Here is a 14,996-nt window from a genome sequence, read left to right on the forward strand (position 1 = left end):
GGTCACCGGATCACGTGATATTGCGGGGCGCTGAACACCAGGTAGGCAGCGCTCTTGACGCGGTTGCTCAGGTAGGCGGCGCCGCTGGTCTGCTGGCTGAAGGCGGCGACCGCGTTGATCACCTGCGCGCGGGCATTGCCGGTCAGCGGCTGGCCGTAGGCGAGCATCGACAGCCGGTCGACCAGCTTGGCGGGGTCGGCCGCATCAGCCTCGAAGGGCTTCAGGTTGACCTGGGTGGCGGTGGCGTTCGGCACGCTCGCGCTGGCCTTGGAGCCGCCCCAGTTGACCAGGTAGTTGACGTAGTTCAGCCGCTGCAGCGCCGTGTTGGCGTTGTGGATGCCGAAGGCCGGGCCCACCAGCGAGGTGCCGGCCACCGGGTAGTCGGGCGAATAGAAGTTGAACACCGAGGGCGGACGGAACACATGCTGGCGCATCGTGTCGCCCCACCACCAGGCCAACGGCTCGCCGTCGGTCTGGCCGTTGAGCGCGCGCAGCACGCCGGTGAACATCTGGGCCGGCTCACGCAGGCGGCCCATGCGCGGGCTGTGGTCGATCTTGCGGGCCTCGACGTCGAGCAGCACCGCCGCGATGGTGGCCTTCATGTCCCCGCGCCGGCCGCTGCCGAAGCTGTACCAGCGGCCGGTCGAGAACGCCTTCGCCACCCGGCCCACGTAGCCCGGCGGCGGGTTGCTGGTGACCAGGTGCTGGATCAGCTGGCGGCTGATGAAGGGCGCCATGTTGGGGTGGTTCATCAGGCTGTCGAGCACGGCCTCCAGCGCCTGGGGCGCCGTGTGGCCGGCCGGCAGCGTGACGCCGTTCAGCAGCTTGCGCTCCTGCGTATCGTGGAACTGCGCCACCGGCACCATGTCGCCGCCGTAGTAGCGGCAGTTGGTGCCCTTGGGCCAGCAGCCCCACGGCGTGGCGCCGCCTTGCGGGTAGGTCCAGCCGGTGAGTGCATAGGCATAGGCACGCACCGTCTCGTTGTCGTAGGTGGGCTGGCAAGTGCGGCCGGCCAGCTCGCCATCGGCGTCCAGCTGGCAGGTGCCGATCGAGAACAGCTGCAGCAGCTCGCGCGCGAAGTTCTCGTTCGGCGCGGCCTTGTCGTTGTTGGCGTTGTTCAGGAAGTCGCCCATCACCGGCGACAGCGCGACCTTCTTCAGCACGTCGCGGTAGTTGCCCAGGGCGTTGTCGAGCAGCGCGTTGTGGTAGTTGCGGAAGCCGTAGGTGCCGCTCACTTCCAGGTTCGACACCACCAGGATCTGCTGCAGCGCGAAGGCCACCCGCTGGCGCAGCTGGTCGGGCTTGCCGACGGCGTTGCGGTAGAAGTCCCAGACCAGCGGCTGGGTGGACGACCAGTCGCGCCAGCAGTTGCTGCCCTTGCCGTCACAGAACTCGCCGGAGCCGGTGAACTTGTGCACCGCGTCGCCGTTGCCGCTGGTGTAGTAGGACGAGGTGGGGCTGTCGGGCCGCCGCTCCGCCTGCATCTGTTCATAGACCCAGCGGCCCGGGCCCTTGGCCTGGATCTCGGCGACCAGGGCTTCGGTGGGGCCGAAGGTGGCCTGGTCGGCCAGCCGGACTGCGTCGCGGGCAGAGGTGGGCTGGACCGCGAACGGATCCGCTTCGCCCGAAGTGCCGGATCCGCCGTCGCTGCTGCTTGAGCCGCCTCCGCCGCCGCCGCCGCAGGCGGTCAGCAGGATTGCCAGGGTCGCGGCAGCGGCCAGGCGGTGTCGGCGGGGTTCCACCAGAGTGTTTGTTGCGCGTTGTTCCAAGGGGCATCCCTCCTTACGATGGATTGCGCAATTCCGGGAGCCCGAAATGGTCATCGGGCGACCGAGCAGGTCGTGTCTGAAACTGCTTGTGTCTTGCGCGGCTCGCGAAGCGCGTCCTTGTGCCGATATCGCGAAGCCGGGGGGCCAAACAGCAAGTTCGATGCCGTCGACAACCGCCGATTCGCGCCCCGATGGCTTTCCGGCACAGCCGGCCGGACGACGCGCGCTTCCCGGTGTTGCGGCCGCGCGCCAGCGGACTTGCGTCGCAGCCTTGCCAAGAAGGCCCGCTTTTGGGCGGGCAAGACCGGCTTTCGTGACATTGCGCACACCCCGCGGGCAGGCAGGCCGGCACTTGTCGCTGCCAGCCGCAAGGCCGCTCGCGCTGGAGTTGTTGCTCCCTGTAAAAGACGACAGGTGATTCACATGAAGGTCGCGGCCAAGCGGCAGAATCCCTGCCCGCCGCCCCTCATCCATCTGGATGCTCCGTTGGTCGCATTGATGTGGGCGTGGGCCGGCAGCATTCCCTCTCCCAGCGACCACAAGACCGAGGCTGACGATGGCACGTCGAAATCAACAATGGCGGGTGCGCCTGGGTGAGGTCTACTGGCGCCGGTTCACCCAGCCGCGGCCGGAAGGGGATGCGCTGGAATTGCTGGGCAGCATCGAGCGCGGCGCGCAGATCGGTGCGCTGGCCGTGAGCACCGAGGGTCTGTACTTCCAGCTCAACGGCGACCATTCCACCGCCCTCAGCACCAGCCAGGTCCGTGCGGCAGTGCGGCGAGCCGCAGAGGCGCCGCCGCCGCGGCCGGCGCAGACGCCGGTGGTGATCATCAAGCGCCGGCGCCTGGTGCAGCCGGCCTGACCGGCCCGCCACCCGCCCCCCGCCTGGGGGTGGCCGGCCTCGCCAGGCCGCGTCGAGAATGGCGGAGCCCTTCCACCCAGGCGCGACGGCGGCCGCCGCCGGCCACTGATCGCCACAGAAAGCAGCACATGTTCAAGAAGTTCGCGGCCGAGGCGCTCGGCCTCAGTGACATCGGCGTGATCGTCGCGCCGTCCGACTACGACAAGGTCGATGCCGACGACTACCTCTTCCACGAGGACGGCGAGAAGATCTTCTTCCTGATCAAGTCCAAGAAGGATGAGTACTGCTTCACCAACCTGGCCCTGATCCACGTGGACGGCGACTCCGCCGTCTCGTCGAAGCGGGCCATCCGGCGCTATGACTTCGCCAGCCATGTCATCAGCGGCGTGTCGATCGAGACGGCCGGCACCATCGACCTCGACATCGAGCTCAAGTTCAGGATCGACGACTCGCTGGACTTCAACATCGACGTGCGCAAGAGCCATCTCGAGCAGCTCAAGGACATCTACAAGGCGCTGCACACCATCGGCAAGATGCAGTCGCGCCATGCGGTGGCACGCGACAACGTGCTGCCCTGCCTGAGCGCGCTCGCCTCGATGTACAAGATCGGCTCGGTCGACAGCGAGGCCACGCTCGTGAAGCACTACAACGCGCTGCTCTACACGGTGAACAGCGCGCTGCTGGAGCGCCACGTCAAGCGCGACTTCAGCGACGTGTTCGAGAAGTACATCCAGTCCTGAGCCGCTTTCAGGAGCGGAACAGGTCCAGGATGCTGCGCCGCTCCTCCTCGCTGGGCGAGGCCGGCGGGCTGTCTTCCATGCCCAGGGTGGCGATGCCGGTGGTCGGGGTGTATTCCTCGAAGAACCACTCGCCGTCCCACCACACCAGGCCGTCCGGCGGCTGCGGCATCTTCACCGGCACGCCGCGCAGGGCCTGGCTCATGAAATCGATCCACACCGGCAGGGCCAGCGTGCCGCCACCCTCGCGCAGGCCCAGCCGGCGCGGTTCGTCGTAGCCCAGCCAGGCCACGGCCACCAGCCCCGGCTGGTAGCCGGCGAACCAGGCATCCTGCGCGTCGCTGGTGGTGCCGGTCTTGCCGAACAGGTCGGGCCGCGGCAGTGCCTGCTGCACCCGCGCGCCGGTGCCGTTGCGCACCACCTCCTGCAGCAGGCTGCCGGTGAGGAAGGCGTTGCGCTCGTCGATCGCCCGCGTCGAAGCACCGCGCGCCGCCGGTGGCCAGGCCTTGATGATTCGCCCGCGCGCATCGGTCAGCCGCTCGATGAACAGCGGCGGCAGCCGGTGTCCGCCGTTGGCGATCACCGCGTAGGCCGACGCGAGCTGCAGCGGCGTCGCCTGCCCGGCGCCCAGTGCCAGGCTGGGCGAGGCCGGCTGGCGCTCCGGGTCCAGGCCGAAGCGGCCGGCCCACTGGCGCGCGAACGGCGAGCCGATGGCCTGCAGCAACCGCACCGCCGCAATGTTCTTGGAGGCAGCGAAGCTGCGGCGCAGTGACATCGGACCGTCGAAGCGGCCGTCATGGTTGCGCGGCTCCCAGGCCCGCCCGCCGGCGGCTGCGGCGTCCAGGCGCAGTGGCGCGTCATTGATGACGGTGGCCGGCGTGTAGCCCTGCTCCAGGGCCGCGGAATAAAGGAAAGGCTTGAAGCACGAGCCGGTCTGCCGCCAGGCCTGGGTGGCGCGGTTGAACGCGCTGCGGCTGGCATCGAAGCCGCCGACCATCGCACGCACCGCGCCGGTGGCCGGGTCCAGTGCGACGAAGGCGCCGCTGACCTCGGGCAGCTGCGCCAGGCTCCAGTCGCCCGCAGCTGATTGCAGGAGCCGGACCACTGCCCCCCGGCGCAGCTGGGTGCGCGGGTCGGCGTTGTCGGCGAGTGCGGTGGCCGCGCTGCGCAGGCCGGTGGCACCCAGCGTCACCGGCCGGCCGTCCTGCAGGGCTGCCACCACCCGTCCGGGGCTCGCCTCGAGCACCACGGCCGCCTGCAGCTCGCCGTTGTCCGGGTGCTTGAGCAAGGCTTCGGCAATGCGGGCCTGCACTTCGCCGGGCTCGGCGGGCAGGTCGACATACGCCTCCGGCCCGCGCCAGGGCTGGCGGCGCTCGTGGTCGAGGATGCCGCGGCGCAGGGCCTGCCAGGCGGCCAGCTGCTGCACCGAGTCGATGGTGAGGTGCACATTGAGGCCCCGGGTGTAGGCCTCCGCGCCGTAGTGGCTGTAGACCAGCTGGCGGGCCGTCTCGGCAGCGTGGCGGCCATACTCCGGCAGCTCTGGCCGCAGGTGCAGGCGCAGCGGCTCGGCGCGGGCGGCGTCGCGCTCGGCGGCCGTGATGACGCCGTTGCGGAACATGCGCTCCAGCACATGCCACTGCCGGGCCCGGGCCCGCTGGGGGTCGACCGCCGGGTTGCGGGTGGACGGCGCCTGCGGCAGGCCGGCCAGCATGGCCGCCTCCGCCAGGGTGACCTGCTGCAGCGGCTTGCCGAAGTAGGTTTCGCTGGCTGCCGCGAATCCCCAGGCGCGCTCGCCCAGGTGGATGTGGTTCATGTAGGTTTCGAGGATGCGGCGCTTGGACAGCTGCCCCTCGATCTTCAACGCCAGCAGCATCTCGTAGAGCTTGCGGGTGAAGGTCTTCTCGGTCGGCAGGTAGAAGTTGCGCGCCAGCTGCATCGTGATGGTGGAGGCGCCTTCGCTGCGGAAGTCCACGATGTTGCGCAGGCCGGCACCCGCCACCCGCACCAGGTCGATGCCCGGGTGCTCGTAGAAGCGCGCATCTTCCACCGAGAGCACCGCGTTCTCCACCACCTTGGGGATCTCGCTCAGCGGCAGGTAGCGGCGCCGCTCCTCGCCATACTCGCCCAGCAGCACACCGTCGGCCGAGAACACGCGCAGCGGCAGCTGCGGCCGGTAGTCGGTCAGCTCGTGGATCTCCGGCACGTTGGGATAAGCCACCGCCAGCGCCACGCCGAGCAGCATCAGCGCGCAGCAGGCCAGCGCAACGGCCGCACCGGCCCAGGCCGCCAGCACGCGCCACCAGGGGCGCTTGGCAGGAGGCAGGGCGGTGGTGAAGGAGGCGGGCGGGGCAGCGCGCTCTGTCTCGCGCATGGAACTCTGGAAGTTGCCCGGCGGATTATAGGAAGCGGGCGCGCGGCTCGGCCGGCGTTGCGCCGGCGTGCGCAGGGTGCACCTGCAGGCGCGCCCCGGCGCTCAAGGCCAGGGCGTGGCAGGCCATCCGAGGGTGGCCGGAAGTCGGATTACTGCTTGACCGCCTCGACCTGCACCAGCAGGCGCACGTCGTCAGGCTGGCCCATGTTCAGCAGGTAGGTCATGCCCCACTGGCTGCGCTGGATGGTGGTCTCGAAGTCGCCGCCGCAGACCTCGCGCTTGAGCATCGGGCTCTGGTAGCAGTTGAAGCGGTTGGCCTTGAGGGTGACCGGCTGGCTCTTGCCCAGCAGCGTCAGCGTGCCGGAGACAGCCGTCACCTTGTCGCCGTCGAAGGTGAACTTGTCGCCGACGAACTTGGCGGTCGGGTGCTCGGCGGTGTTGAAGAAGTCCTTGCTCTGCAGGTGCTTGTTGAAGGGCGCCACGCCGGTATTGATGGAGTCGGTCTCCAGCGTCAGCTCGACCTTGCCGGTCTTGGCGGCGCGGTCGATCTGCACCGTGCCTTCCTTCTTGTCGAAGCGGCCGCGGTTGGTGGAGGTGCCGAAGTGCACGACCTCGAAGGTCACGAAGGTGTGGCTCGGGTCGATCGAATAGGTCACCGGCTCGGCCTGGGCGGCGATGACGCTGGACAGCAGTGCGGCGGCGAGGAGGGTCTTCTTCACGTTGGAATCCATTTCAGAAAGAGGAGGACGGTGAGGACAGGAAAGCCGCCCGGCGGCCCAAGCGGCCGGCCGGGCGAGCGAGGATCAGAGGGCGCCCACGCCGGTCAGCGCGAGCTTGAACTTGACTTGCACGTCGTTGGCGACCATCGAGGTGTCGGCCCATTCGCCTTCGCCGATCTTGAAGTCGAGCCGCTTGATCGTGAAGGCGCCGGCCGCGCTGGTGGTGCCGCCGGACTGGGCCAGCGTCACCGGCACCACCAGGTCGCGCGCATTGCCCTTGATGTTGAGCTTGCCGGCCACTTCGTACTTGCCGGCACCGAGCGCCTTCACGCTGCTGGACTGGAAGCTGGCCTGCGGGAACTTCGCGACGTTGAACCACAGCGGCTTGACCACTTCGGCCTCGGTTTCCGGCGCACCGAGCGAGGCGCTGCCCAGGTCCACCGTGAAGGCGATGTTGGCGGACTCGGGCTTCTTCGGATCGAAGGCGACACGTGCGTCGAACTTCTTGAAGCGGCCTTCGACCGGCACGCCCATCTGCTTGCTGACGAACACGATCTCGCTTTGCGCCGGCAGCAGCTTCTGTTGCGCCAGGGCGGGCGTGGCGGCCAGGACGCTGGCGGCGGCTGCGAGGGAGAGCAGGTATTTCATGGACAGGTTCCCGGAGAGACGAAAGGGGTGGAGGCGATCAGCGAGGGCCGGGCAGCATGCGTGCCAGCAGGCCGTCGCGGTCGATGAACTGGTGCTTGATGACGGCCGCCACATGCAGCACCACCAGCGCGGCCAGCGCATAGGCCAGCCGGCCATGCCAGGGCTTGAGCCATTCGGCCAGCGCCTTGTCGGGGGTCACCAGGTCGGGCAGCGGCAGTACGCCGAACAGCACGATGGGGAAGCCGGCCGCGTTGCTGTAGGCCCAGCCGACCAGCGGCACGGCAAAGAAGAGCACATAGAGCAGACCGTGCGTCGCATGGTGGGCGATGCGCTGCCAGGCCGGCATGGCGGCCGCGATGCCGGCCGGCAGGGCCGGCGGCCGCTGCACCAGGCGCCACAGCAGGCGGGCGGCCGACAGGGCGAGGATGCTCACGCCGGCCCATTTGTGCCAGTTGTAGAGCTTCAGCCGGGTGGGGGACATCGACAGCCCCGTCATGTAGAGGCCGACGACAAAGGCGCCGACAATCGCCAGCGCGAGCAGCCAGTGGAAGGCCATGGCAACGCTGGAGTAGCGGACTGTGGGCTGGGACTTCATTGAAACTGCTTGAACGGGAGCCGGATGGCGGGCCAGACGTCTGCCACTGTGCAAACGCATGGAACAGATGTGAAGCATAGGAGGCGGCAGCAGGCCGGAAGTTCACCCGCCTTCACCGAATCGTTCGAATGCTTTGAAAGGTTGCTGCGTCAGGAAACAGGGAAGTCGTCGTCTTGCGGCACACTTCGACGCCATGCAAGCACATGCCAAAGACCACGGCCCACAGGGGGGCGACCTGTTCTCGCACGAGCGTGCCGCCCGCCGCCTGCTGCTGGGCGGCTGGGCGCTGACGGCCGCAGCGGCCGCCTGGGCGCAGGCCCCGGTGCAGCCCCTGAGCCTGACCAGCTGCGCCGAAGTGCCCGGCGACAGCGAGCGCCTGGCCTGCTACGACCGCCTCGCCGGCCGTGGCCAGGCCCCGGCGGCGGCGCCGGCCGGCGCCACCACCGGGGAGCCGGCTGCGCGCGCCAGCCTGCCGGCGCCATTGCCGGCCGCCACGCCCGAGGCGCCCGCCGCCGCCACGACCGGCGCCGGGCCCGGGCTGCGGGCCGGCGACACGCCCAGCCTCTGGTCGAGCTTCTGGGAGCTCGATTCGTCGGACAAGCGCGGCACCTTTCGCTTCAAGACCTACCGGCCCAATTTCCTGCTGCCGGTGCACTACACCAGCGACATCAACCGCCGGCCCAGCAGCCCGACGCGGCCCAGCAACGGCAGCGGGCCGGACTACAAGCGCCTGGAAGCGAAGCTGCAGCTCTCGGTGCGTACCAAGATCGCCCAGGGCCTGCTGTTGCCGGGGGCCGATCTGTGGTTCGGCTACACCCAGCAATCGCTGTGGCAGGTCTGGAACCGCAAGGAATCCTCGCCGTTCCGCAACACCGACTTCGAGCCCGAGCTGATCTACGTGGTGCCGGTGCCCGAGGGGCTGCGCCGCCTGCCGGGCGGCTGGCAGTTCCGCATGCTGCAGGCCGGGCTGGCCCACCAGTCCAACGGGCAGCCGGACCCGCTGTCGCGCAGCTGGAACCGCATCTATGTCGGTGCCGGCCTCGAGCGCGGCGATGTGACGCTCTACGCGCGCCTGAACAAGCGCCTCAGCGAGGACCCGGAGGACAACGACAATCCGGACCTGACGAAGTACGTGGGCCGCAGCGAGGTGGCGGTGACCTGGATCCCGGGCAGTGCCACCGCCTCGCTGCGCTGGCGGCAGAACCTCAAGGATTTCAAGCGCGGTTCGCTGCAGCTGGACTGGACCTATCCGGTGGACAGCGCCCAGCCCGACGGGCTGCGCTGGTACCTGCAGGCCTTCACCGGCTATGGCGAGACCCTGCTGGACTACAACTACCGCCAGACCAGCTTCGGCGCCGGCCTGACCTTGTTCGAGTTCTGAGCCCGGGCCGCAACCTGCCGGTGGTGCGGGCCCACGACCGCGTGCCGACGGCTGCGGCACCTGCTCGACGAGCGGACCGACGGCCAGAAGGTCGCCGGCCCCGGTGCGGCCAGCCGGCTCAGCGCGAGACGGACCCGATGGGCGCCTGCATCCGTTTCGCCGGCCTGCCGTGGTCGCGGGGCTCAGGCCGCCTGGGCCAGGGCGGGCACCTCTTCGTCGGCGAGCAGGCCGTGGCGTGACAGGAAGCTGAGGGTCGCCAGGGCGGCGTCCACCGCCATCTCGTCGCCGCGCAGCAGCAGGAGCACGTCCGCCAGCGGCAGCAGCTGGTGCTCCATCACCTCGCCGTCAATGCGGCGGGGCTCGAAATCAGGCGGCAGCTGCAGGTCGTAGACATGCAGGATCTCGTGCTGCACGCCCTGCGGCACATCGCGGTGCAGCTGCAGGGGCTCGCCCAGCGTGGCGCAGCTGGCCAGCTCGGGCGGCAGGCCCGATTCTTCCCAGGCTTCGCGCACCAGGGCGGCAAACGGCGACTGGCCGTGCGGCACGCCGGCACCCACCAGGGTGTCGAGCTTGCCGGGGTCGGTGGGCTTGCTGAGGGCGCGCCGGGCCATCCAGAGGTGGGTGGGCCGGCCGGTCGGGTCGGCCAGGTAGCCGTTGAGGTGGACGCCGAGCGTCAGCGTGCCCCAGAAGCGCGAGGCGGCCCGCTCGATGAGGGCCAGCGGCGGCTCGCCGGGTTCACCGAACACCGCATAGGTTTCGTTGCGCCAGCCGGTCAGCACGCCGTCGTCGCGCAGGGACTGGTTGGCGGCGGCCAGCGCCGCACTGCGCTGCACTTCGTTGCGCAGGCGGTCGTCCATGCGCACGCCGGTAGAGCCGATCTGCAGCCAGGGCGCGCAGTCGGACAGCAGGGCCAGGTGCTCGCGTGCGACCGAGCCGACGACCCGGCCGGCAATCAGGAAGGGCAGCCGGCGTTCGCTGCGCAGCGAACGGGCGGCCTGCACGGCAGGAAAGGAGGAGGGCAGCTCGCGGGACGGCATGGCGGCGAGTCTAGGCAGCCGCGCCGCGCCCCGGCCCGGCCGCCCGACAGACGGCGCCGGTGCCGGTGCGAGCGTCGCGACGGGTACCGCTGATCGGCATGGCGGCGGCCGTTGGTCCCACCGCCGGGCTGCCGGCGCAGGCTAGGGGAGCTGGTTGTCCAGCGGATGGGCCGCCTGCCGCTGGGGCAAGGCGGTGACGTTGAGCCGGTCGTCACGCCGCAGCAGCACCAGCGTGAGCACCGAGCCGCCGGCCGGCGCGAAAGTGACGCGGAACAACGGCGTCTTGCTGCCGGCGGCGGTCAGGTGCAAGGCCATGCGCTCGGCATCGCGCCTCAGGAAGGTGCCGAGTTGCGAATACTGCAGGCCCGACAGGACCGGGTTCACGCCAGTGAGGTCGGTCAGCTCCGGCGCCGTGAGGTAGAGGTCCAGCGTGCCGTTGGGGGAGGCGAGGTGCAGGGCCCGAATCTTGGTTTCATCGTTGTCCGGGGCCGGCTCGCTCTCCTCCAGGAACAGCAGGCGGGCGTTGTCACCACGTGGACCGTAGGCGAGGGCGCTGTAGTAGGTGCGGTCGGAAAAGCGCTCGCTGCCGGTGATCTCGCCGCTCGGGTCCCGGCTCACCATCCGGAAGTTGTGGCGGCCGTCGCTGAGCCAGTCGTAGCCGGTGCTGCCGCCGCCCCAGGCCAGGCCTTCGATGACCGGCCGGCTTTCGCCGTCCAGCGAGATGTCGAGCCGGCGGTAGTCCTGCGTCGCGTTCACGAAGCGCAGGCGCGGTTCGTCCTCGTGGGAGTCGTCGTCGTCATCGTCGTCGCCGTCGAAGTCCCCGGAGCCGCCGCCGCCACAGCCGCCCAGGGCCGCCAGCATGGTCGCCGTGCCGAGCGCCAGCGGCGCGAGAAAGAAGGCGCGGCGCAGTGGCACCGGCCGGCAAAGGAGGGGGTCATCGGACATCGGGGGCTCCTGGTTTCGCGGTCAGCCGCCGCTGCTGCGGCAGCTGGCAAGGCCGGCGGCGGCGGGCAACGGTGCGAGCTTACCCCGTGTCGGGCGGCCGGCACGCCATGTGGCGCATGCCAGGTGGCGGTGCACAGCGTCCGCTTCGGTATCCCGCACAGGTCGTCGGGCAGTCGTCAGTCGCTGCGTCACATCGTCGTGTCGTCATGCCGGTCGACCCGGCGGGCGCCGGGCCGCCGCGTGCGACCGAGCCGCCCTCAGGCCGCCCGTCGCACCCCAGCTCCGTCGCGCCACTGGGCCATCAGCCGTTGCCACTTCTCCTTGGCCGTCCGCAGGTGGCGCTCCTTCACATGGCCGTAGCCGCGGATCTCCTCCGGCAGGCGGGCGATCTCCACTGCCTGCGGCAGGCGCTCGGCAGTCAGCGAAGCAAGCAGTTCCTCGACCGTGTCCTTGTACTCGCCGATCAGGGCCCGCTCGGTGCGGCGCTCCTCGGTGCGGCCGAAAGGATCGAAGGCGGTGCCGCGCAGGCCCTTCAGCCGGGCCAGCACGCCGAAGGCACGCAGCATCCACGGGCCATAGCGGCGCTTCACCAGCTCGCCGCGGTCGTTGCGCTTGGCCAGCACCGGCGGCGCGAGGTGGTAGGCCAGCTTGTAGTCGCCCTCGAACTGCTGGGCCACCTTGTCCAGGAAGCTGCGGTCGGTGTGCAGCCGGGCCACCTCGTACTCGTCCTTGTAGGCCATCAGCTTGAACAGGTAGCGGGCCACCGCCTCGGTCAGCCGGGTGGAGCCCAGCGGCGCCTCGGCCGTGCGCACGCGCTCGACGAAGTTGCGGTACTGCCGCGCATAGCCGGCGTTCTGGTAGGCGGTGAGGAACTCCTCGCGCTTGGCGATCAACTCGTCGACGTTCACCGTCGGCTTGCGCACGAACTGCACCACCTGCCCCGGCGGCTGCGCCAGTGCGGCCACCGCCGGCAGGTCATGGGCGGCACGGCGGCCCCATTCGAAGGCGGCCTTGTTGTTCTCCACCTGCACGCCATTGAGCTCGATGGCGCGCATCAGTGATGCATGGGCCAGCGGCACCCAGCCCTTCTGCCAGGCAAAGCCGAGCATCATCGGGTTGGCATAGATCGAGTCGCCCAGCAGCTGCACCGCCAGCTGGTCGGCGTCGAAACGCGACAGGTTGCCCTCGCCGACCGCCTGCGCCAGCATCGTGTCGCAATTGCCGCTGGGGAATTCCCAGTTCGGGTTGGTCACGAAGGCGGCCGTCGGCGTGCCGTGCGAGTTCAGCGCGACCTTGGTGCGGCCGTGGCCCATCGCGCTCAGCGTGGTCTTGTTGGCCGCCACGAGAGGATCGCAGCCCAGGATCAGGTCGGCCTCGGCGGTGCCGACCTTGGTGGTGTGGATGGCCTCGGCGCGGTTGGCGATCTGGATGTGGCTCCAGGTGCTGCCGCCCTTCTGGGCCAGGCCCGCCGCGTCCTGCGTGACGATGCCCTTGCCCTCCAGGTGGGCCGCCATGCCCAGCAGCTGGCCAATGGTGATCACGCCGGTGCCGCCCACGCCCGCCACGACGATGCCGTAGGCCCGCTCGGCCAGCGGCAGCGACGGCTCCGGCAGGGCCGGCAGCTGGAAGGGATCGGGCCGCCCGGCCTTGGCCTTCTTGGCCGACTTGAGCTGGCCGCCTTCCACCGTGACGAAGCTTGGGCAGAAGCCCTTCACGCAGGAGAAGTCCTTGTTGCAGGTGCTCTGGTTGATGCGGCGCTTGCGGCCGAACTCGGTCTCCACCGGCTCCACCGACAGGCAGTTGCTCTGCACCGAGCAGTCGCCGCAGCCCTCGCACACCAGCTCGTTGATGACCACCCGCTGCTGCGGCTCGGCCAGCGTGCCGCGCTTCCTGCGGCGGCGCTTCTCGGTGGCGCAGGTCTGGTCGTAGATGATGACGGTGCAGCCTTCCAGTTCGCGGAACTGGCGCTGGATGGTATCCAGCTCGTCGCGGTGGTGCACCGTGACGCCCGGCGCGAGGTTCAGCGGCGCGTTGTAGCGGCTCGGGTCGTCGGTGACGATGGCCAGCTTGCGCACGCCCTCGGCCTCCAGCTCGCGCGTCATCTGCGGCACGGTGAGGGTGCCGTCGACCGGCTGGCCGCCGGTCATCGCCACCGCGTCGTTGTAGAGGATCTTGTAGGTGATGTTCACCTTGGCCGCGATGCTCTGCCGGATGGCGAGCAGGCCCGAGTGGAAGTAGGTGCCGTCGCCCAGGTTGGCGAAGATGTGCTTTTCGTTGGTGAAGGGCGCCTGGCCGATCCAGGGCACGCCTTCGCCGCCCATCTGGGTGAAGGTGGAGGTCTGGCGGTCCATCCACACCACCATGTAGTGGCAGCCAATGCCGGCCACCGCGCGCGAGCCCTCGGGCACGCGGGTGGAGGTGTTGTGCGGGCAGCCGCTGCAGAACCACGGCGCGCGGTCGGTGCTGACGGTGATGGCCTGCTCGGCCCGCTCCTTGGCCTCGATGATGGCCAGCCGGCTGGCGATGCGGGCGCGCAGGTCGCTGCCCAGCTGCTGCAGCAGGCCCAGGCGCTCCAGGCGCTGCGCGATCGCCTTGGCGATCAGGCTCGGGTTGAGGTCGGCCTTGGCGCGCAGCAGCCAGTTCTGCGCCGGGTTCGGCATGGACCATTCGCCGCCGGACTGGTCGCCCGGCTGCTCGCTGAACTTGCCGAGCACGTTCGGGCGCACGTCCTCGCGCCAGTTGTACAGCTCTTCCTTCAGCTGGTATTCGATGACCTGGCGCTTCTCCTCGATGACCAGGATCTCCTGCAGGCCGGTGGCGAACTCGCGGGTGATGGTGGCCTCCAGCGGCCACACCACCGTCACCTTGTGCAGGCGGATGCCGATGTCGCGGCAGGTGGCGTCGTCCAGGCCCAGGTCATAGAGCGCCTGGCGGGTGTCGTTGTAGGCCTTGCCGCTGGCGATCAGGCCAAGCTTCGCGCGCGGCGAGTCGATGACGGTGTGGTTGAGCCGGTTGGCGCGGATGTAGGCCAGCGCGGCGTACCACTTGTAGTCCATCAGCCGGGCTTCCTGCTCCAGCGGCGGGTCGGGCCAGCGGATGTGCAGGCCACCGGGCGGCATGGCAAAGTCCTCGGGCAGCACGATGTCCACCCGGTCCGGGTCGACCCAGACGCTGGAGGAGGACTCGACGATCTCCTGGATGGTCTTCATGCCCGCCCACACGCCCGAGAAGCGGCTCAGCGCAAAGGCATGCAGCCCCAGGTCCAGGATCTCCTGCACGCTGGTGGGGAAGAACACCGGCAGGCCGCAGGCCTTGAAGATGTGGTCGCTCTGGTGGGCGGCGGTGGAGCTCTTGGAGATATGGTCGTCGCCGGCCAGCGCGATGACGCCGCCGTGGCGCGCGGTGCCGGCCATGTTGGCATGCTTGAAGACGTCCGAGCAGCGGTCCACGCCCGGGCCCTTGCCGTACCAGATGCCGAACACGCCGTCGAACTTCTTTTGCTCGGGGTAGAGGTCGAGCTGCTGCGTGCCCCACACGGCGGTGGCGCCCAGTTCCTCGTTGACGCCCGGCTGGAACACGATGTTGTTGGCGGCCAGGTGCTTCTTGGCCTGCCACAGCGCCTGGTCGTAGCCGCCCAGCGGGGAGCCCCGGTAGCCGCTGATGAAGCCCCCGGTGTTGAGGCCGTTGCGGGCGTCGCGCGTGCGCTGCAGCATCGGCAGCCGCACCAGCGCCTGCACGCCGCTCATGAAGGCGCGGCCATGGTCCAGCGCGTACTTGTCGTCCAGGGAGACCGTTTCGAGCGCTTTGCGGATCGACTCGGGAAGCGGGGCATTCATCGTGTACTCCTTGTGTGCCGCTCGACAGCCCGCTTGTGGCGGGCCTCGTCACGACCGGCGTTTTGCCTGGCAAGTTTAGGAATCCGACGCCGCTAA

11 protein-coding genes are annotated in these 14,996 nt (G+C 69.6%); 3 read left to right on the forward strand and 8 right to left on the reverse strand.

The annotated features are described in order from the left end of the window. Positions 1–2: 2 nt before the first annotated feature. On the reverse strand, positions 3–1,742 hold the full coding sequence (locus N7L95_RS17195) for a DUF1800 domain-containing protein (protein WP_301256485.1): 1,740 nt from the start codon (positions 1,740–1,742) through the stop codon (positions 3–5). Positions 1,743–2,325: 583 nt separating this feature from the next. Between N7L95_RS17195 and N7L95_RS17200 the strand changes: the two genes are divergently transcribed. Continuing rightward, on the forward strand, positions 2,326–2,631 hold the full coding sequence (locus N7L95_RS17200; RefSeq protein ID WP_301256486.1) for a hypothetical protein: 306 nt from the start codon (positions 2,326–2,328) through the stop codon (positions 2,629–2,631). A 128-nt stretch (positions 2,632–2,759) separates the two neighbouring features. Further along, on the forward strand, positions 2,760–3,371 hold the full coding sequence (locus tag N7L95_RS17205) for a PH domain-containing protein (RefSeq protein WP_301256487.1): 612 nt from the start codon (positions 2,760–2,762) through the stop codon (positions 3,369–3,371). 7 nt (positions 3,372–3,378) lie between these two features. Here the strand turns inward: N7L95_RS17205 and N7L95_RS17210 are convergent, their stop codons facing one another. From N7L95_RS17210 to N7L95_RS17225, 4 genes are all read right to left on the reverse strand, one after another. Then, positions 3,379–5,739 carry a penicillin-binding protein 1A gene (locus N7L95_RS17210; RefSeq protein ID WP_301256488.1) on the reverse strand — a complete coding sequence of 787 codons (2,361 nt, stop codon included), beginning with the start codon at positions 5,737–5,739 and terminating at the stop codon, positions 3,379–3,381. Between the two features lie 149 nt (positions 5,740–5,888). Next, entirely contained in the window at positions 5,889–6,458 is a 570-nt protein-coding gene (locus N7L95_RS17215; protein WP_301256489.1) for a YceI family protein, read from the reverse strand. 84 nt (positions 6,459–6,542) lie between these two features. After that, positions 6,543–7,106: a YceI family protein gene (locus tag N7L95_RS17220; protein ID WP_301256490.1), complete on the reverse strand. Its 564-nt coding sequence runs from the start codon at positions 7,104–7,106 to the stop codon at positions 6,543–6,545. Positions 7,107–7,143: 37 nt separating this feature from the next. Then, positions 7,144–7,701 carry a cytochrome b gene (locus N7L95_RS17225; RefSeq protein WP_301256491.1) on the reverse strand — a complete coding sequence of 186 codons (558 nt, stop codon included), beginning with the start codon at positions 7,699–7,701 and terminating at the stop codon, positions 7,144–7,146. 193 nt (positions 7,702–7,894) lie between these two features. Between N7L95_RS17225 and N7L95_RS17230 the strand changes: the two genes are divergently transcribed. Beyond that, positions 7,895–9,082: a phospholipase A gene (locus N7L95_RS17230; RefSeq protein WP_301256492.1), complete on the forward strand. Its 1,188-nt coding sequence runs from the start codon at positions 7,895–7,897 to the stop codon at positions 9,080–9,082. 182 nt (positions 9,083–9,264) lie between these two features. Here N7L95_RS17230 and N7L95_RS17235 read toward each other — a convergent pair whose 3' ends face one another. From N7L95_RS17235 to N7L95_RS17245, 3 genes are all read right to left on the reverse strand, one after another. Then, a complete protein-coding gene (locus N7L95_RS17235) occupies positions 9,265–10,119 on the reverse strand; it encodes an NUDIX hydrolase (RefSeq protein WP_301256493.1) in 855 nt (284 codons plus the stop codon). Between the two features lie 141 nt (positions 10,120–10,260). Next, entirely contained in the window at positions 10,261–11,064 is an 804-nt protein-coding gene (locus N7L95_RS17240) for a DUF4397 domain-containing protein (protein ID WP_301256494.1), read from the reverse strand. Between the two features lie 257 nt (positions 11,065–11,321). Next, positions 11,322–14,900 (reverse strand): indolepyruvate ferredoxin oxidoreductase family protein, encoded by a 3,579-nt coding sequence (locus N7L95_RS17245; RefSeq protein WP_301256495.1) that lies wholly within the window; start codon positions 14,898–14,900, stop codon positions 11,322–11,324. Positions 14,901–14,996: the final 96 nt, after the last annotated feature.

Source organism: Eleftheria terrae, from assembly GCF_030419005.1.
Lineage (GTDB): Bacteria > Pseudomonadota > Gammaproteobacteria > Burkholderiales > Burkholderiaceae_C > Caldimonas > Caldimonas terrae.

Bases quoted from the DNA above. Each gene is read 5' to 3' on its own strand.
- N7L95_RS17200 (WP_301256486.1), top strand. From the start codon at position 2,326: ATGGCACGTCGAAATCAACAATGGCGGGTGCGCCTGGGTGAGGTCTAC.
- N7L95_RS17205 (WP_301256487.1), top strand. From the start codon at position 2,760: ATGTTCAAGAAGTTCGCGGCCGAGGCGCTCGGCCTCAGTGACATCGGC.
- N7L95_RS17210 (WP_301256488.1), bottom strand. From the start codon at position 5,739: ATGCGCGAGACAGAGCGCGCTGCCCCGCCCGCCTCCTTCACCACCGCC.
- N7L95_RS17220 (WP_301256490.1), bottom strand. From the start codon at position 7,106: ATGAAATACCTGCTCTCCCTCGCAGCCGCCGCCAGCGTCCTGGCCGCC.
- N7L95_RS17225 (WP_301256491.1), bottom strand. From the start codon at position 7,701: ATGAAGTCCCAGCCCACAGTCCGCTACTCCAGCGTTGCCATGGCCTTC.
- N7L95_RS17230 (WP_301256492.1), top strand. From the start codon at position 7,895: ATGCAAGCACATGCCAAAGACCACGGCCCACAGGGGGGCGACCTGTTC.
- N7L95_RS17235 (WP_301256493.1), bottom strand. From the start codon at position 10,119: ATGCCGTCCCGCGAGCTGCCCTCCTCCTTTCCTGCCGTGCAGGCCGCC.
- N7L95_RS17240 (WP_301256494.1), bottom strand. From the start codon at position 11,064: ATGTCCGATGACCCCCTCCTTTGCCGGCCGGTGCCACTGCGCCGCGCC.
- N7L95_RS17245 (WP_301256495.1), bottom strand. From the start codon at position 14,900: ATGAATGCCCCGCTTCCCGAGTCGATCCGCAAAGCGCTCGAAACGGTC.